19 protein-coding genes are annotated in these 15646 nt (G+C 61.7%); 12 read left to right on the top strand and 7 right to left on the bottom strand.

Annotated elements, in window-relative coordinates; genetic code table 11:
* Nucleotides 1-255: 255 nt before the first annotated feature.
* Nucleotides 256-1578 (bottom strand): DUF5677 domain-containing protein, encoded by a 1323-nt coding sequence (locus AC1DT6_RS35725; RefSeq protein WP_441630214.1) that lies wholly within the window; start codon nt 1576-1578, stop codon nt 256-258.
* A gap of 693 nt (nt 1579-2271) precedes the next feature.
* Here AC1DT6_RS35725 and AC1DT6_RS35720 point away from each other — a divergent pair.
* The 11 genes from AC1DT6_RS35720 to AC1DT6_RS35670 all read left to right on the top strand — a co-directional run bounded on the left by AC1DT6_RS35720 (nt 2272) and on the right by AC1DT6_RS35670 (nt 8619).
* The gene (locus AC1DT6_RS35720; RefSeq protein ID WP_441630212.1) at nt 2272-2553 is read left to right on the top strand and encodes a hypothetical protein; all 282 of its coding nucleotides are present in this window, start codon (nt 2272-2274) and stop codon (nt 2551-2553) included.
* 332 nt (nt 2554-2885) lie between these two features.
* Nucleotides 2886-3179, top strand: a complete 294-nt coding sequence (locus AC1DT6_RS35715) for a DUF1484 family protein (protein WP_441630210.1) — start codon at nt 2886-2888, stop codon at nt 3177-3179.
* A gap of 188 nt (nt 3180-3367) precedes the next feature.
* Entirely contained in the window at nt 3368-3709 is a 342-nt protein-coding gene (locus AC1DT6_RS35710; protein WP_441630208.1) for a DUF1484 family protein, read from the top strand.
* 317 nt (nt 3710-4026) lie between these two features.
* Nucleotides 4027-4308: a DUF1484 family protein gene (locus tag AC1DT6_RS35705; RefSeq protein ID WP_441630206.1), complete on the top strand. Its 282-nt coding sequence runs from the start codon at nt 4027-4029 to the stop codon at nt 4306-4308.
* Between the two features lie 423 nt (nt 4309-4731).
* Complete coding sequence (locus AC1DT6_RS35700) at nt 4732-4929, top strand: type II toxin-antitoxin system VapB family antitoxin (protein ID WP_183035768.1); 198 nt, start codon at nt 4732-4734, stop codon at nt 4927-4929.
* Nucleotides 4926-5297 (top strand): type II toxin-antitoxin system VapC family toxin, encoded by a 372-nt coding sequence (locus tag AC1DT6_RS35695; protein ID WP_441630204.1) that lies wholly within the window; start codon nt 4926-4928, stop codon nt 5295-5297. The genes AC1DT6_RS35700 and AC1DT6_RS35695 overlap by 4 nt, the downstream gene beginning before the upstream one ends.
* A 240-nt stretch (nt 5298-5537) precedes the next feature.
* Nucleotides 5538-6488: a M35 family metalloendopeptidase gene (locus AC1DT6_RS35690; RefSeq protein ID WP_477115367.1), complete on the top strand. Its 951-nt coding sequence runs from the start codon at nt 5538-5540 to the stop codon at nt 6486-6488.
* The gene (locus tag AC1DT6_RS35685) at nt 6475-6915 is read left to right on the top strand and encodes a hypothetical protein (protein ID WP_441630200.1); all 441 of its coding nucleotides are present in this window, start codon (nt 6475-6477) and stop codon (nt 6913-6915) included. The genes AC1DT6_RS35690 and AC1DT6_RS35685 overlap by 14 nt, the downstream gene beginning before the upstream one ends.
* A 103-nt stretch (nt 6916-7018) precedes the next feature.
* A complete protein-coding gene (locus AC1DT6_RS35680) occupies nt 7019-7456 on the top strand; it encodes a hypothetical protein (protein WP_441630198.1) in 438 nt (145 codons plus the stop codon).
* Nucleotides 7457-7467: 11 nt separating this feature from the next.
* Nucleotides 7468-7635: a hypothetical protein gene (locus AC1DT6_RS35675; RefSeq protein WP_441630196.1), complete on the top strand. Its 168-nt coding sequence runs from the start codon at nt 7468-7470 to the stop codon at nt 7633-7635.
* A 618-nt stretch (nt 7636-8253) separates the two neighbouring features.
* Entirely contained in the window at nt 8254-8619 is a 366-nt protein-coding gene (locus tag AC1DT6_RS35670) for an ArsR/SmtB family transcription factor (RefSeq protein WP_441630194.1), read from the top strand.
* Nucleotides 8620-8699: 80 nt separating this feature from the next.
* Here AC1DT6_RS35670 and AC1DT6_RS35665 read toward each other — a convergent pair whose 3' ends face one another.
* The 4 genes from AC1DT6_RS35665 to AC1DT6_RS35650 all read right to left on the bottom strand — a co-directional run bounded on the left by AC1DT6_RS35665 (nt 8700) and on the right by AC1DT6_RS35650 (nt 10948).
* Complete coding sequence (locus AC1DT6_RS35665; protein ID WP_441630192.1) at nt 8700-9425, bottom strand: aquaporin; 726 nt, start codon at nt 9423-9425, stop codon at nt 8700-8702.
* 5 nt (nt 9426-9430) lie between these two features.
* Entirely contained in the window at nt 9431-9925 is a 495-nt protein-coding gene (locus AC1DT6_RS35660; protein ID WP_441630190.1) for an arsenate reductase ArsC, read from the bottom strand.
* A 201-nt stretch (nt 9926-10126) separates the two neighbouring features.
* Nucleotides 10127-10609 (bottom strand): ArsI/CadI family heavy metal resistance metalloenzyme, encoded by a 483-nt coding sequence (locus AC1DT6_RS35655; protein WP_441630188.1) that lies wholly within the window; start codon nt 10607-10609, stop codon nt 10127-10129.
* A 12-nt stretch (nt 10610-10621) separates the two neighbouring features.
* Nucleotides 10622-10948 carry an ArsR/SmtB family transcription factor gene (locus AC1DT6_RS35650; protein WP_477115366.1) on the bottom strand — a complete coding sequence of 109 codons (327 nt, stop codon included), beginning with the start codon at nt 10946-10948 and terminating at the stop codon, nt 10622-10624.
* Between the two features lie 224 nt (nt 10949-11172).
* Here AC1DT6_RS35650 and chrA point away from each other — a divergent pair, with 224 nt between their 5' ends.
* Entirely contained in the window at nt 11173-12399 is a 1227-nt protein-coding gene (chrA, locus tag AC1DT6_RS35645) for a chromate efflux transporter (RefSeq protein ID WP_441630184.1), read from the top strand.
* 26 nt (nt 12400-12425) lie between these two features.
* Here the strand turns inward: chrA and AC1DT6_RS35640 are convergent, their stop codons facing one another.
* Nucleotides 12426-14912: an arsenate reductase (azurin) large subunit gene (locus tag AC1DT6_RS35640; RefSeq protein ID WP_477115365.1), complete on the bottom strand. Its 2487-nt coding sequence runs from the start codon at nt 14910-14912 to the stop codon at nt 12426-12428.
* 15 nt (nt 14913-14927) lie between these two features.
* The gene (locus tag AC1DT6_RS35635; RefSeq protein ID WP_477115364.1) at nt 14928-15446 is read right to left on the bottom strand and encodes an arsenate reductase (azurin) small subunit; all 519 of its coding nucleotides are present in this window, start codon (nt 15444-15446) and stop codon (nt 14928-14930) included.
* Between the last annotated feature and the right edge of the window lie 200 nt (nt 15447-15646).

Raw genomic sequence — 15646 nt, 5'->3', positions numbered from 1 at the left:
CCCTACGACGCGCCCAGCGTCAACTCTCTCTCCATCGTTATCCTGATATCCCGAGGCAGACCTGTGCCGAATCTCGACGCTCGCTCACGCGACGCCGCCGATATCTGACGCCGCCAGATTTGTGCGGATTCACACCGCCATCGACAACCCCTACTCGGACGCATGACACCTTCATACCGAACGCCAGAATTAGCCCAAAAAAATGCCCATCTGAAGGCCGCTATGGTTCCCCACCAAGTAGATGTCGCGCAGCCCCTAACGATGAATTGCCACCTTTCGCTTAGTTCTCGCATTGCGAGTCGCTGCCTTACGTTCGAGAATACGAGCGCGCGGAGTTCTGTTGGATAGACGCTGCCAGGTCTTCTCGATTTCTTCCCGAAGATGTGATGCGAAGTTCTGGATCACCATGTTCTTGGTAAGTAGATCTGCGCTCTCAGTGTCCAAGCAAAGCTCAGCGACAAGCATCGATAAGGATGCTGCCGCATAGTTGGCCGCAATTTCGCAGCCATGCTCCAAAGGGATATCAGTATTCTCAATAACGGCGAGATCTAGACTGATGCGTGTCAAGGAGGCGAGAGCCCCTCCATGCACGGTGCTGTTTGCCTTCTTATATGCCTTCCTGAGGATATCAAGGCCTACGTGCTGCTCCAAAACTTTGAAGGTTGTCTTCTTGGCTCCTAGAGCGACTGAGGCCCAACCATAGTCACCTGCGAATGCCACTCCGAATCGATTCGTCAATGTGGATACCATGGTCCGAAGGTCTCTAACGTAGCGATCCCGATGGTGATCCATGGTAAGCGCAGTGGCAACTGCCTTTTCATCTGCGACCAGCTTTAGCTTTTCCACAACATGGTGAGCGAGGTACATCTCAGCACATTGGTCGGATTGCCTTGATAGGAACACCGAAATCACGCAAATCTCATGTAGCGTTCGCCATCGAGCGAGGGCACCGTCAGCATAGCCCGCGCGCGCGAGAACGATAACTTCGCCTACCACATCGAAGGCGCGTTCTATTAGCTTATGGAGCGCAATAGCGGTATGTGGCTTCGAATAGGATCCCTTTTGATTCTGCTCGGCGGAAAAAGCCCATTCAACCACTAGCTGTCTAAGAAAATCCAAGTGGTCGAGCGTCTTACCCCAAAGTCTATCTACAGTTTTGGCGCGGTCGTAACGGATCTTCTGCAACTCTGTGGCGTGTTCCAGGGATTGCTCCGTAAGGCGCTCGCCAATTACACCAGCTGTTGCTGCCAAAGCTTGCGGAATCGCTTCAGTGACGGCCGTAGTTATGGTAGCTATATCCTTTTCCGCACGATCTCTCAGCTCATCAAGGAGCGACCGAACGGACTCCTCTACTTCTTTCTCCGTTTGCCCGAGTGAGCAAGGAGGATCTATGTCTATCTGGATACTGTTTCCGTTCGCGCAGAGGATTGCGTCGGCGAGCAGCTGAATCTCGAAATCCGCGATATTCAGGTTCTTTCGGTGCGCTGCCTTACGCAGAAGCCATGGAAGGAGTCGTTCCTTCGTCGTGATTTCGGAAATACAGCGATCAAGCAGATCGTCTACTGTGCTTGGCTTCATCGACTGATCCATACGAAGTCAGAGGTATGCGGGAAAGCTTAGTGTACTCTGAAGAGGTCTTGCTGGACGAGCTGGATCGCTGACACGTAGTTTTGCGTCTCGTGGATGAACGTGAAACGGAGCGGCTTCAGTTCACGCTCTGTAGGGAAACTGATTTTATCCTGCGATTTGTTGGTCGTTTTGGGGCTGAAGCATTGGTCTGAATTCTCGCTCTCCAGCATTACTTTTCTGGGGCTTTCCAGAACACAACTGYGGCGTCCCCGTGGACGTACTGGTGTTCTAAGCCGATTCTTTAGCGTACTGCAGGGCGACACAAAATGGTAGAGGCTGACGACCGATCGCTTAGCTGCCGCCGTCCGAGTATCGGGCAACTCGGTCGCTCGGTGATGCAACGGGCGATCGGCCGTAACCGGTTGTGGATTCAACCGGTCGATCAGAGCCATCTGGCCTTGACCGCGACTACCCTACCTGCCTGGTTTCTGGTCCGCAGCCAATGGCCTCTGGGCGCCAACCATGATCCAGGGCTTATGGGGTATCGGGGTCGCCCTTACTTCTTCCTGAAGATCCGTGCAGCCTTCACCGGAAAACGGAGATCGAAGCCCGACGAAGGTCCCTAGCGGACCCCTATCCCTCCTCCGATCTAACCTTCTCCAAATCCCGCACAATCCGATCCCGGATCGGCGAAGTATGCCCATGCTCCTCATCGGTCTTCCCAGTGACGAGCCAATACGCGTACTGAGGCCATACCCGCCCAATGGCTTCAACCATTTCTTGAGTCACGCGCTGCCGGGTGCTGCAGGTGTTCTTCCAGTTGGCCGCCTTGACGCCGGTCAGGTCTTCCATGTGCTTGAACCGACGATGGCTGTCCGCCACAAAATCTATCAGTTCGGCGACTCGATGCTGCATATCTATTGGTTAAAAATAAGCCATCGGGTTAAATTAACGCCAGCCCTTGGTCTTGGGCCGTGCCGCTAAGGCTGCACCGAACTTGAGCTCAACCGCATAAGCCCACAGCAGCAAAAGCAGTTGGCGAGGCCGCTTGTTTCTCAAATACCTAGCTACGGCGAGCAGAACTTGCGTAGCAAAACGGAAAACTCGACAACAGCTTGTCGAGGTGAGGGGCTTTTGCGCTCTCAAAAAGCAATCAAGCCCACCGGCGCGAGCGTGCGCGGGCGGGTGTCAGAGGCATAGCCAGTCGCATTATCGCCCATGCGGCGATCCTATCCGCTTGGCGCACGCTCGTCGGCAACAGAAGACGCACTGCATTTCCGGACTACTCGACTACCCCTATGGAACAGGAGAAGCCTTTGACCGCCCGCCAACGCCACCCCCGCACCGCCGCCGAAGCAAGAGTGGCAGCCACGGAAGCCAAGCTGATCGCCGAACCCCTCGCCCGAGCAGGCGAAGCCGCCCCACCCCACGAAACCATCCACCAATCCTGCCACGACCTCCTGCGCGTCAGCGCAGGCCTGGAATCCCTCCTGCTCCTGCTGGAGCTACAGGCCGACGAGCAAGCCGCCAACAACGGCCTGCATGCCCTGCTGGCGCCGCTGAAGCAGCAGCTGGACCAGGCAGTGAACCGCGTGCAAGCGCTGTACTGAGCCACACCCGTTCCCCACATCTGCACCGCGGCCCGCAAGGCCGCACGCGGCGGGGAGTCACACGCCTATCGCGGCAAGCACCCGCCGCCCCCGCGTGCCGGGACGAAGGTCGCCAACGCCGCCCATCGCCATACCGATGTCCGCGATTGCACCCCGACCGCACCCCGATCACAAAACAGGAGGTACCCATGACCGCCCGCCAACGTCGCCCGCGCACCGCTGCCGCAGCGCGGGAAGCCGCCGTGGAAGCCAGGCTGATCGCCGAGCCCTTGCCGCCGGACAACGAAGCGGATCCGAGCCACGAGGCTACCCACCAAGGCTGCCACGAACTGCTGCGCATCAGCGCGCATCTGGAATCCGTCATCACGCTGCTGAACCTGCACGCGGGCGATAGCCGCCTGCGTGCCTTGCTGATGCCGCTAAAGCAGCAGCTGGACCAGGCATTGAACCGGTGCCGGCGCTGTACCCGGGCCTGCGGGGTTCGCTCGCGATCCGCGCCTGCGTCGCGGCCCGCTTCTGCCCCGACGTAGGCAGGGTCTTCGGCCACACGGCGTAGCCACGTAAATCATGCCGTTGGCCCACTTGGCCAACATCGCTACCACTGAATCGAGAACGGGATCCCTGCAGCAGTCCCTCACAAGAGGGGACCTGCAGGACATGACCGGGGTAACCGCAGTACCCAGCCCTCGCCAGTACCTTGGCGGGGAACTGGGTTGTTGAGCATCTGGGGCGCGAGGCAATCGCGGCCCCCTCGCCCGGTCGGCCTAACCCAGCAAGCCGGCACGGGCGCGACGACCAATCAACACACCCTGTCATTCGCCAAAGAGGTGATCCCATGGCCGCACGCATGAAAACACTCGCTCCCACCGCCGATGCATCCGCAATCAGCATGATTGCCCAAGCGCTCTTGCCGGAGGAAACGACACCCCCGCCGGATGACCCCAAGCGCGAAGCCATCATGCAGAGCTTCGACGAACTCCTGCGCGTTAGCGCGGGCCTGGGCGCCATCCTGACGCTGCTCGATCTGCAAGCCGACGCGGCAATCGATTGCATTGGCCTGCATAGCCTGCTGGCGCCGTTGCGGCAGCAGCTTGACGCCAGCGTGAATCGTATCGACGAGTTGTTCTGAGAGCCGATGGCTGGGCGGCATCCGCTCAGCCGTCAACGTTGCGCAGGTTGCATGGCGGCGTAGTCGGGAAGCCGAGCTAACACTGCCGTCGCTTTGCGCAGCGTCCAGATGAGAACCCGCCTCTCAAATTCTCGACTCGCTCCCGTGCTAAGTGACATTTCTTCACGTCACTACGGACCTTTCCCAACGCCGATCAGGCGATCCGCAGGCACATTGGCAAGGCGTTCGAGCACGCCGGGTGTCGGCGACCTGACAAGCGGAGGAAGGCATGCACGATGCGCTCGATCCGTTTGCCTGCGCCGTTTACTCCTTTCAAGACTCGGCGCAATGTCGCGGCAGATGCGCTCACCACGAGACCACGAAACGCACCGCTATAAGCATCAAACGATGCTATATTGAGTGCTCACACTTACGGAGACTCCCATGCGTACGACGATTTCGCTTGATGACGACTTGATCGCCAAAGCTCAGGCTTATACGGGTGTGGAAGAAAAAACGGCACTCGTGCGCGAAGCGTTAAAGGCCTTGATCCAGCGTGAAGCCGCGAAACGACTCGCGAATCTTGGCGGTAGCCAACCGGGCATCAAGGGGGCGCCGCGTCGTCGGTTGGACGTCGAATGATCCTTGTCGACACGTCGGTCTGGATTGACCATATCAACGCTTCTGATCCGATGCTGATTAGCCTGCTTGCCGAGGGGCGTGTGCTGGCTCATCCCTATGTGATAGGCGAGATCTCACTCGGTAGTTTGCGTGACCGCGACGTCGTGCTCGGCGCGTTGCTCGATCTGCCGCGCGCGCCAGTAGCCACACCGGAGGAGACGTTTTATCTGATCGAGCGCGAAGGATTGTTCAATCGTGGAATCGGATTTGTAGACACGTCGCTGTTGGCGTCTGCACGCCTACAACCCGGTGTCACCATCTGGACGCGCGACAAGCGATTGAAGAAAGTTGCCGATGAACTCAATCTCAGCGCAGTGCTTGCGCACTAGAAAACGGAAAAGGCGGGCGGGGAGGATCGGGCAGTCGGCAAGCTGAGCCAACACTGCCATCGCCCTGCGCGGCGTCCGGATGAGAACCCGCCTCCCAGCTTCATGTCGCATTCCTGCTCACTCAGGGAATGTTCTTCGCGTTCTTGCAGAAATTTCCCAAAGCCGATCAGGCGATCCGCGGGCACATTGGCAAGGTGTCCGACCACGTTGCGTGTCGGCGACCTGACAACGGAGGATGGCATGGACGATATGCGAGAGGCCCTGAAACATGGCGACAAGACTGGCACCGGCGGGGTACTGATTTCCACGGTGATTGATTTTGCGCATCACGGTGTCGCCGTCGCGGCGGAGGGCGACCACGCTACCTGTCCAGCTTGCAAGGTGGGTGGCCCGGTGATGAACGACGCCTATCCGCACTTCACGCTCATGGACGGGCGCCAGATTCTGGTGCGGGGCGCCAGGGTGATGTGCCAATGCGCGGACAAGCCACTGGTCATCCCGTCACAGGCGGATTTCATCATTCAGGTGAACCGGGGAGGCCGCCTCCAGCCTTCGGCTGCGCCAAGCACTTACGCACCAAGCTCCGCCGAGAAGCTGTCTGACGGGCCAAGCCACCTCGTGGACGATTCGGAGCGGATCTGTGCGAACATGAGCAATGCGGAGTTTCGCAGCCTCGTTCTCAGGCTTCGCGACACGGCGGTTCTGTGCTGCGGCAAGAGGTTGGTGGAGCTTCGACGGTGGGGCCACGCGGATCGGGCGCGAGTCGAGACGTGGTTTGGCGTATCCGATGAAAGGGTCCGCCAACGCCTGCTTGAGGGAATTCCCCGTATTGAGGCGATCCTCAGGAGCCTGACTGCCGACAACTTTGTTCGATACTCCGACGAGACGATGGAATACATTGGTTGTACGCCTAAAACACGCAACAATCCGCGAATCGCGGCTGCAGTCTGTGCTCCGGATACGAAGACCCACACCATCGCCATTGCACGGAAATTCTGCGACTTATCGCCCTACTCTGACCGTGTCGACTCGCAGCTGTTAACACTGGTGCATGAAGTTGCACACTTCGATGATGCAATGGCGGCAAAGGATCTCTTCTATCAGCTATATACCGTCCAACAGGAGGCTGCGGCAAAGAACCCGCAGTGCATTGAGAATGCTGACAACGTGGCCGCCTATGTCATTGTCTAAGTACTTCCGCGCGGTTGCTGCAGCAGCAGCGATCTTGGCGCAGCCCGCCCTCGCTTGCAGCTTCGACATTTCCTTCAACAGCAATTTCGAGCCCGGCTCGGATCGCTTGCCGGCTTCGGAAGTTCGCAGATTGGCGGAGTGGATGATCGACGATCCGGCAGCCTTTGAGAACAAGAAGGAGTTTCACATTCTTGTCTACGAGGCCCCCACCGCTGGTGTCAGCAATGCGCTCGCGCGCAAGCGCGTATCTCACCTGGAGCATTGGCTGACGACCTTTGGCGTGCCGGCGAGCATGATTTCCATGGAAATCCCCCGCTACAAACCTGGCAAGTCGGCGGAGCCGCCGAATTTTGCGCATATCAATTTCATGCCGGGGTGCCCGCACCCTTGCTGCCCGGGTCCGGAACCGACCTCGCAGATTCGCTAGGCATGCGCTAGATGACGCCTCCCTGCCCGGCAGCCTGTTGTCAAACGGCAGGCTGCGGCAAAGAACCCGCAGTGCATTGAGAATGCCGACAACGTGGCCGCCTATGTCATTGTCCAAGTACTTCCACACGGTTGCTGCAGCAGCAGCGATCTTGGCGCAGCCCGTCCTGGCTTGCAGCTTCAATATTTCCTTCAACAGCCATTTCGAGCCCGGTGCGGATCGCCTGCCCGCTTCGGAAGTTCGCAGAATGGCGGAATGGATGATCGACTCTCCCGGGAAATATGAGAACAAGGAGGAGTTTCACATCGCCCTGTATGAGGCACCCGCGTTTGGTGTCAGTCATGTTCTCGCGCGTAAGCGCACAGCGCACTTGACGCAGTTGCTGACGACATTTGGTGTGCCGGCGAGCATGATCTCCATGGAAATCGCCCGCCACAACCCAGGCAAATCGCTGGCGCCGAACTTTGCAAATATCGATTTCATGCCGGGGTGTCCGCACCCTTGCTGCCCAGGTCCGGAACCGACCTCGCAGATTCGCTAGGCGTGCGCTGGATGACTTCTCCCCGCCCGGTAGCCTCTTTGTCAAACGGCATCGAACTGGAGGCGCTGCGCGCCGCAATTGCGGCGGGCATGGCAAGTGGCACCCCTAAGCTTGCTGAAGCTGTGCTTGCGAGCCTGGAGAGCAAGTACCGCGCTGCGGACAAGACCAAGCACCGCTGACGCGGCACACGATCACGCCGCTCACCGGGCAAGATCTGGCGTCCATGATCCTCATCCGCCCCCCTTCCTGCACCTGTCGATGTGAATTTTTCTCAGTTTCGCCGGCGATATCTGCGGCATGTCGTACGCAATGTTGGTCGCCTCGGTGGCGGTGGAGAGAAAGATCGGGTCGTCCCCGCCAACCCGACTCAGCTTTGTGAGTACATCTTGCCTGGGCACCCCTGTATCGCGCTGTTGCGCGGCCATGAATAGGAGGTCGGCTACGCACTGGCAGACCGACATCCTTTGCGCCTTGCTGACGTTGCCTTGGCTCGCAGGCGTTTGCGCATAGGCTGCGGCAGCGGCAAACAGGGCAACGGCCGCAATCCTTGCGGCTCGCACAGCTTGGTGATGCATATTGTTTTGCCCCCTCTTCTGGTGAGGTGGTCGGGTCCTGCCACGCTGGCTCCGCGCTTGTGAAGATTATTCTCTTGTGCGGGAGGTGATCTGTGTGGCACCGAACCTTCGGCGCAGCTTTCCACGCGCAAGTCCCGCGCAGGAATGGGCTTCCCGAATGCGGCCCGCTGGCCTTCGTTCTGGCGGAGAATACGCGGTAGCACCACTACCGCGAGCTTTCTGATGGACAGCGAAACCGCCGTAAAAGCCCTGGCCGCGCTGGCGCAGCAATCTCGCCTGGCGATCTTCCGCCTGCTGGTCCAGGCCGGCCCGGCCGGCATGCATGCCGGGCGGATTGGCGAGGCGTTGGGCCTGCCGCCGGCAACCTTGTCTTTTCATCTGAAGGAGCTGGCCAATGCCGGGCTGGTCGCGAGCCGGCAGGAGGGCCGGAACGTCATCTACCAGGCGCGCTACGAGCGGATGAACGAGCTGCTTGGATTCCTGATGGCGCACTGCTGTGAAGGGGATCCGAAGGGCTGCGATGTCCCTTCCTTTGCGTGCAAGCCCAAGCGTGCGGCGCGGACAAAGGCCCCGGCTGGGTCGGAGTGAGTTGCGCGGCGGATCGCGCAGGCTGTCGAGCCTGCCACGATGGATCTGGCCGGGCAGGCGTCACGTATCGACGCCTGTCCTCAGATGGGCTCACCCGTTCCGCGCGCGTCTTCCTGTTGGCCTGAGGCCTCGATCACGTTTGGGTGGCCCTGTTCCTGCACGCGCGGCAGCAATGCGGTATGCAGCAGCAGCCCGATGCAGGCGCCGAGCAGTTCGGCGAGCATGAAGCCTGGCACGCTCGCGGGCGCAATGCCGGCGAAGCTATTGCTGAACATCCGTCCGAAGGCGGCAGCGGGGTTGGCGAAGGAGGTGGAGGCGGTGAACCAGTAGGCCGCGCCGATGTAGCTTGCCACCATGGCCGGGGCGCGCCCGTTGGGGGCGCGGAGGATGACCAGGATCAGGCCGGCTGTTGCCACGGTCTCCGCGATCCATTGGCCTGGCCCGCTGCGGATCTTGGCCGAGAACTGCAGGAGGCTCATATCGAACATGGCGTGCGCCAGCCAGGCGCCTAGCACCGCACCGGCCAGCTGGGCGACGATGTAAGGGACCAGGGCGGACCGGGGCAGCTCGCCCTTCACGGCCATCACCAGGCTCACGGCCGGATTGAAATGCGCGCCGCTGATCGGGCCGAAGACCTCGATGAGCACGTACAGGCCGCCTACCGTAGCTAGCGTGTTGGCCAGCAGGGCAACGGCAATATTGCCGCCGGCCAGGCGCTCGGCCATGATGCCCGAGCCGATCACCACGGCAAGCAGCAACGCGGTACCGATCACTTCCCCTGCAATTTGGCGTGGCAGACCAATCATGGCAGTTAGCTCCGCGCAATCTTGGTCAAGGCTTCCTGCAGTTGCGCATGACCCATTGTCTTAAGCGGCAGCATGAGCAGCTGCAGCATGCGGTAGCCGATGGCTTGTCGCGTCAGCTCGAACGCAAGGCGCTTTGCGTCGTCGCCGCCCTGCGCGTGCGAGGGATCGGCGTACCCCCAGTGCATCTTGACCGGGCTGCCCGGCCAGTATGGGCACGCCTCGGCCGCGGCGCTATCGCAGACGGTGATCACGATGTCCATCTTGGGCGCATCATCGCCGACGAACTCGTCCCAGCTCTTGCTACGATAGCCGTCCACATCGACGCCGGCCTGACTCAGCGCTTCGAGCGCAAACGGGTTGATGCGGCCGCTCGGCGCGCTGCCGGCGCTGTAGGCCCGGACATCCTTGTCAAGCTGCTTTGCCAGATGGTTGAGCATGCCCTCGCTCAACACGCTGCGGGCCGAATTGTGGGTACAAAGGATCAGAACGTTGGTCGTCATGGGAACCGCCCAGTGATGGTCAGCTTTTCCCGATGTAGCGCACTGCCTTCTGAAGGGCAACGGCATCGAGTTTATGGATAGGTAGGGACAGGAACAGTTCGATGCGTCGTAGACCCATAACGTGCTGTCTATCTGCACCGGGAATTCGGCGAGGTCGATTCTCTCCGAAGGGCTGATGAACCTTTTCGCCCATGATGGCCTTCAGCAGCACGACTTGCTGGATGTCACGGCGATGCCGATCGGCTTGCCCTGCGGGGCGCGCGGCGCGCAACATGCCGAGTCGGCGTTGGCGGATTCCGCAGGCCGGCTTTCACTGAACACCGGTACGTTCCCGAGCGTATGGAAATGCTCCCAGGCGATGCCTTGGGGATCCGTGACCCAGTGCTTCTCGCTGCGTGCGTAGCAGCACGTTGTCTGCCCTTCATCTAGCAGCGCCATATCGGCAGCCTCCGCGCGGTCTTTCAGCGCCGCCAGCTCTTGCGCGTCGTCGGTCTGGAACCCCAGGTGATCCACGCCGGGCTCACCGCCACGGGTGGAGATGGCGAAGTTCACGCGTGGGTCTTCCAGCATCCACTTTGCGTAGTCGCTCTCGACCCGCGTGGGCTCGGCCGCGAACAGCTTCGAGTAGAAGGCAATGCTCTTGCCGAGGTCCTGGACGTTGAGGTGGACATGAAAGCGCTTCATTGGAGTTCCCCTTTAACAGRCACAAACGGTAGTGGCGGCATTGTCGAGACAGGCCTCCCCTTGGCAGCAGTTGGCTGTCAGGAAGCCAAGCAGGTCATTCATGTGCGCAAACGCGGCGCGATAGATCAGGTGCCTGCCTTCACGCTCTTGCGTGATCAGGCGGGCATGCATCAATTCCTTCAGGTGGAAGGACAACGTCGCGCCGGGCACCCCAATCTGTTCGGTCATCGCGCCGGGCGTCAACCCGGATGGCCCGGCCACCACCAGCAAGCGGAACACCTGTAGCCGCAGGCCATGGGCCAGGGCGGCGAGAGAGCGGATAGCATCGTTTTCTTCCATATTTCCATAATATTGGAAGTGTTGGCCAAAAACAAGGGCGACGAATGCGGGCTAGGTGGGCGAGGTGGGCGCCAAGTCGACGATAGGCGACGCCGGCTGGACGGTGGGCTGTGCCCGCCGGCGCGGTGGTTTGACGCTTGTCATCCAGGGTCGCTAGCATGGGAAGGTGATCGATCTTCGATCGCGAAAATCGATTGTTTGCCAACCGAAGCGGAGTTGAATGGATGCTAGCCACCGAGAATGAGGTCAAGAGGGACGGGGATGCCATTGGCAATGCCTGGGCGGTGTTTCTCGCTTTCCTCCGGCTGGGCCTGACTTCCTTTGGAGGGCCGATTGCCCACCTGGGCTACTTCCGGGCGGAGTTCGTCACGCGTCGGCGCTGGCTGAGCGAGCGCAGCTACGCGGATCTGGTTGCCCTCTGCCAGTTTTTGCCCGGTCCCGCCAGCAGCCAGGTTGGCATGGCGATAGGCCTGTCGCGCGCCGGCTTCATGGGCGCGGTGGCGGCGTGGGTAGGGTTCACGTTGCCGTCCGCAGTGGCCCTGGTGCTGTTCGCGCTCAGCATTTCCACGTGGGGCGATGTGATACCGGCGGGCGCGTTGCACGGCCTGAAGGTGGTGGCCGTGGCCGTGGTCGCGCAGGCCGTCTGGGGCATGGCCCGCAGTCTGTGCACGGACACTACCCGCATCACCATTGCGGCGTTCTCCGCCTGCGTCGCCCTGCTTTGGCCGAATGCGTGGGGACAGGTCGGCGTGATCGCTGCGTCCGCCGTGGTGGGCCTGGCGATGTTCAAGCCAGCCCGCGATGTAACCCACGACCCGCTGCCGATCTCGATCAGCCGGCGTGTCGGGGGCTTGCTGCTGGGCGTTTTCTTCATCCTGCTGGCGGGCCTGCCTCTCGCTGTGCAAGCGTGGCCCAATCAGACGCTGGCGGTAGCGGGCGCATTCTATCGTGCGGGATCGCTGGTCTTTGGCGGGGGGCACGTGGTGCTGCCGCTCTTGCAAGCCGCGGTTGTGCCCAGCGGCTGGGTGACGAATGACACCTTCCTGGCGGGCTACGGCGCAGCGCAGGCGGTGCCGGGGCCGCTCTTCACGTTTGCGGCGTTTCTCGGCGCGTCCATGACGGTTGCGCCGAGTGGGTGGGTCGGTGCGCTGGTGTGCCTGGTGGCTATTTTTGTCCCGTCGTTTCTATTGGTGGCCGGCACGTTGCCGTTCTGGGAGCAGCTGCGCCGCAACGTGCGCACGCAGGCGGCGCTTGCCGGCGTAAACGCGGGTGTGGTCGGGTTGTTGCTGGCCGCGCTCTATCATCCCGTGTGGACCAGCGCCGTGCACGGGCCCGCCGACTTCGGGCTCGCGGTGATCGCGTTTGTGGCGCTCATGTTCTGGAAGCTTCCGCCGTGGCTGGTTGTCATTTGCAGCGGAGCGGCCGGGTGGCTGCTGAGCGTCGCCCTTTAACATGCGCGCCGCCAACCGGGTTTGCGCTAGGCGCGGTCGAACCGTCGCCGCTTGAAGCTGACGGTGTCCTTGAAGTCCTGCATGCTGCCAACGCGGCGCAGGTCCGCCCAGGTGCCCTTGTAGTACGGCACCACATTGCGATCGGTCCACGGCGTGGTCACGTTCCCCATGACCCCGTTGAAATGGCCAAACTGCATGAACGTCTGGTTGCGTTTGATGTCTGGTTCCAGGTAGGCAAGGGCATAGGTGGAGCCGTAGTCGTTATAGACTTCGACCACGTCGCCGGAGGCCACGCCCAGCGCTTGCGCGTCCGCTGGATGGATCTCGAGATAGGCCATGGGCACCCGCGCACGCACGAACTCGTTGAACTGGTCGTGGTACATCGTCTGCCACACCTCGTTGACCCGGCCGTTGTTGATCCAGAAGTGATACTTGGCCTTCTGCTCGGCGACCGGCTTCGGCAGCCCGGGCCAGGTCGCCGGCTTGAACTCGGCCTTGCCGTCGGGCGTGTCGAACTTGCCGTCCATGTAGAGCATTTCGGTCCCGACCAGTTGGCCGTTGCGATATTCCTTTGTGGGCAGTTGCACGCCATTGTTGCCCATCGCGCGCAGGCGCTCGTACGTGACCAGGTTCCCGGTCGTGCCGCCCTGGCTGTCGATCGGGACGGCGCCGGGCTGGCCCGCCTGGCGGAAGCCGTCATTGAAGGCATCCTCTTCGGTTCGCCAGTCGAAGCCGCCAAAGCGCGCGGCCATCTCGCCTTTGCCCTCGGCCTCGTACAAGCGCTTGAGCGTATTGGCGATATCGGCGGCGATCAGGCAGTCCGGGCGCGCGGTGCCCGGTGGATCCATGAACTTGTCCGACAAGCGCATCCGGCGCTCGCCGTTCATCGAGGTCAGGTGCATCTCGCCCGGATGCGCGGCCGGCAGCATCAGGTGGGCGGCGTCAGCCAGGCTGGTGGGATACAGGTTGATGTTGGTCAGGAACAGCCCGCCCTTGCTCTTCACGGCGTCGTAGATCGCATCGGCCATCTGCGCCACGGTGGCCCCGCGCTGGCGTGCCATCGCCTCTCGCACAACCGCGGTGCGCCGCAGGATCACGGCGCGGTGCTCCTGCGCATTGAGTGTGGTCTGGAATGGATTGGCGCCCCACGCCGTGTACATCAGCCCCTTGCCGTGGATGATCTCCTGGTCCACATAGATCTTCGTGCTGCCAGGATAGGGTGGCCTGGCATAGCCCTCCTGGTGCCCGCCCATGCGCACCACGCCCGTGCCGCGCCGGCCGACGTTGTGCGTGGCCAGGACCAGGTCCACCAGCGCCGACTGGATGAGGTAGTTGTCGTTGCCCCAGATGATGCCCTTTTCATAGGCATGCATCGTATGCGGCCGGCGGCCGGACGCCTTTGGCTTGTAGGCCCACTCCGCCGCGCGCCTGAGCTTGTCGACTGGCACGCCGGTGATGCGACTGGTGTCTTCCAGCGACAACCGGTTCGCGCGCAGCGCCGCATCGAATCCCTTGGTATAGCCCGCGATAAACTCCTTGTCGTGCCAGCCCTGGTCGACCACATGGGTCAGCAACCCATCGAACAGGGCAATGTCGGTGCCGGGCTCGATATCGAGGTGCAGCACGTTGTCCTTGCCGGCCGCCTGCTCCGCCACCGCGATCGTGGTGGTGCGGCGCGGGTCCACGAAGATCACCTTGGCCGCGGCAATGCTCTCGCCCGGGAAGCGCGTCTTGCGCTTGTCCATGGTCTGGCCCTGCAGGTTCGGCAGCCAGTGCGCCAGGAAGTAATTGGTCTGGGTCTCGTAGGAGTTGCAGCCGATGGCCATGATCACATCGGCGAGTTCGGCGTCCTCATAGCTGTTGTTGAGCTCGCCGATGCCCATCTCGCGGGTGGCATGGCATTCGGAGTTGTAGGCTGGCCGATTGTGGATCCGGACCAGCGGCGTCTTGAGCGCCGTGAACATCAGCTTGCCGGTGCCCCAGGTGTTCTCGAAACCACCGCCCGCGCCACCGTGGTCAAAGCAATCGAACGCCAGCGCGGCGGGCCCGTCGCGATCCAGGATCCGCTTGGTCACGCCGGCGTAAAGGGCCAGCGCGTCATCCCAGCTGGTATCGACCCATTGGTCGGCCATATAGACGCGCGGGCTGCGCAAGCGTGCCCTGGCCACGCCGTCCGGGTTGTACATCACCTTGGCCAACTGGCCGCCCCGTGTCGACGACAAGCCTTGGTTCACGCTGCATTGCTTGTCGGGCACGATGAGGATGTTGTGGCGCTGGCCGTCCCGGTCGGTGACGGTGTTCTGCATGTTCGGCGTCATCACCACCGCCAGTGCAGGCAGCTGCTTGCGAAAATCCAGCCCCAGCGCGTTCTGGCCGGGCGCTCGGCCTCCCTCAATGTTCTCCGGCCATTTGTAGACGTGATAGCCGCACCCGACGATGCAGAAATGGCAGGTCAGGTTGGTCCGCTGCGCATTCACGGGTGGCAGCGCCATCCGGTCCTTGTTGGTTGCCATGGCAGTACGCCCCCTTCACAGCAGGTTGGCTTGACGCCCGTAGATCAGCCCCTCGACACCGACGGCTCTCACCGTGCCATCGCTGGCGTTGTACTGGAGCTGGACCATCGGCAGGTTCTCGGTTGCCTGCCCCGATACCATCTGGCCGCTTTTCTCGGGGTCGAAGATGCTGAAATGGCAGGGGCATTTGAAGGTGCGCGCGCCAGCGTCGTAGGCGACCGGGCAGCCCATGTGCGTGCAGAGCGTGCTGTAGGCCACCACGTCGCGGTCGGGGCCGACCCCGCCTGGCACCGGCATCCCCATCTTGATGGCGACGCACGGCGACGACGCGTCCGGGTAGAGGAAACTGACCGGGGTATTGACCTGCAGCTGTCCGACGTGCGCAACCACCTTAGGGGTGAAAGGCAGCGTCGTCCGGCCCGGATTGGCGGGGGGTGGCGCGGCTTGCGCCGGGGTGGGCAAGCTTCCCGAAACACCAATGCCGGCGGCCGCGCCGCCGGTGGCCTTCAGGAACTCTCTGCGCGTGATGGACATGATCACCCCCTCCTGCGGAATGCGATCGCGATGCCCGTCGCGGGTCGCCGGCACTCCGTGGTCGTTGGCATGGGGGCATGCTTGCGGCCGCAGCCCCGGTGGGGCCACGCGGCTATGACTACCGCCGATATTTTTGGAAATATTTAATTATTTCTAGGGCAACGGCGCGGCGAATGCAAGCTGCACTGCGGTACGGATAC

The sequence above is a fragment of the Cupriavidus sp. 01L45 genome (genome assembly GCF_056399885.1).
Note: the sequence above shows the minus strand (reverse complement) of the source record. Positions and strands in the feature narration are given on the sequence as shown.

What these genes read in the sequence shown, in the direction of transcription:
- AC1DT6_RS35725 (WP_441630214.1), bottom strand. Translation starts at nt 1,578, where the DNA reads ATGAAGCCAAGCACAGTAGACGATCTGCTTGATCGCTGTATTTCCGAA.
- AC1DT6_RS35720 (WP_441630212.1), top strand. Translation starts at nt 2,272, where the DNA reads ATGCTCCTCATCGGTCTTCCCAGTGACGAGCCAATACGCGTACTGAGG.
- AC1DT6_RS35710 (WP_441630208.1), top strand. Translation starts at nt 3,368, where the DNA reads ATGACCGCCCGCCAACGTCGCCCGCGCACCGCTGCCGCAGCGCGGGAA.
- AC1DT6_RS35705 (WP_441630206.1), top strand. Translation starts at nt 4,027, where the DNA reads ATGAAAACACTCGCTCCCACCGCCGATGCATCCGCAATCAGCATGATT.
- AC1DT6_RS35700 (WP_183035768.1), top strand. Translation starts at nt 4,732, where the DNA reads ATGCGTACGACGATTTCGCTTGATGACGACTTGATCGCCAAAGCTCAG.
- AC1DT6_RS35695 (WP_441630204.1), top strand. Translation starts at nt 4,926, where the DNA reads ATGATCCTTGTCGACACGTCGGTCTGGATTGACCATATCAACGCTTCT.
- AC1DT6_RS35690 (WP_477115367.1), top strand. Translation starts at nt 5,538, where the DNA reads ATGGACGATATGCGAGAGGCCCTGAAACATGGCGACAAGACTGGCACC.
- AC1DT6_RS35685 (WP_441630200.1), top strand. Translation starts at nt 6,475, where the DNA reads ATGTCATTGTCTAAGTACTTCCGCGCGGTTGCTGCAGCAGCAGCGATC.
- AC1DT6_RS35680 (WP_441630198.1), top strand. Translation starts at nt 7,019, where the DNA reads ATGTCATTGTCCAAGTACTTCCACACGGTTGCTGCAGCAGCAGCGATC.
- AC1DT6_RS35675 (WP_441630196.1), top strand. Translation starts at nt 7,468, where the DNA reads ATGACTTCTCCCCGCCCGGTAGCCTCTTTGTCAAACGGCATCGAACTG.
- AC1DT6_RS35670 (WP_441630194.1), top strand. Translation starts at nt 8,254, where the DNA reads ATGGACAGCGAAACCGCCGTAAAAGCCCTGGCCGCGCTGGCGCAGCAA.
- AC1DT6_RS35665 (WP_441630192.1), bottom strand. Translation starts at nt 9,425, where the DNA reads ATGATTGGTCTGCCACGCCAAATTGCAGGGGAAGTGATCGGTACCGCG.
- AC1DT6_RS35660 (WP_441630190.1), bottom strand. Translation starts at nt 9,925, where the DNA reads ATGACGACCAACGTTCTGATCCTTTGTACCCACAATTCGGCCCGCAGC.
- AC1DT6_RS35655 (WP_441630188.1), bottom strand. Translation starts at nt 10,609, where the DNA reads ATGAAGCGCTTTCATGTCCACCTCAACGTCCAGGACCTCGGCAAGAGC.
- chrA (WP_441630184.1), top strand. Translation starts at nt 11,173, where the DNA reads ATGCTAGCCACCGAGAATGAGGTCAAGAGGGACGGGGATGCCATTGGC.
- AC1DT6_RS35640 (WP_477115365.1), bottom strand. Translation starts at nt 14,912, where the DNA reads ATGGCAACCAACAAGGACCGGATGGCGCTGCCACCCGTGAATGCGCAG.
- AC1DT6_RS35635 (WP_477115364.1), bottom strand. Translation starts at nt 15,446, where the DNA reads ATGTCCATCACGCGCAGAGAGTTCCTGAAGGCCACCGGCGGCGCGGCC.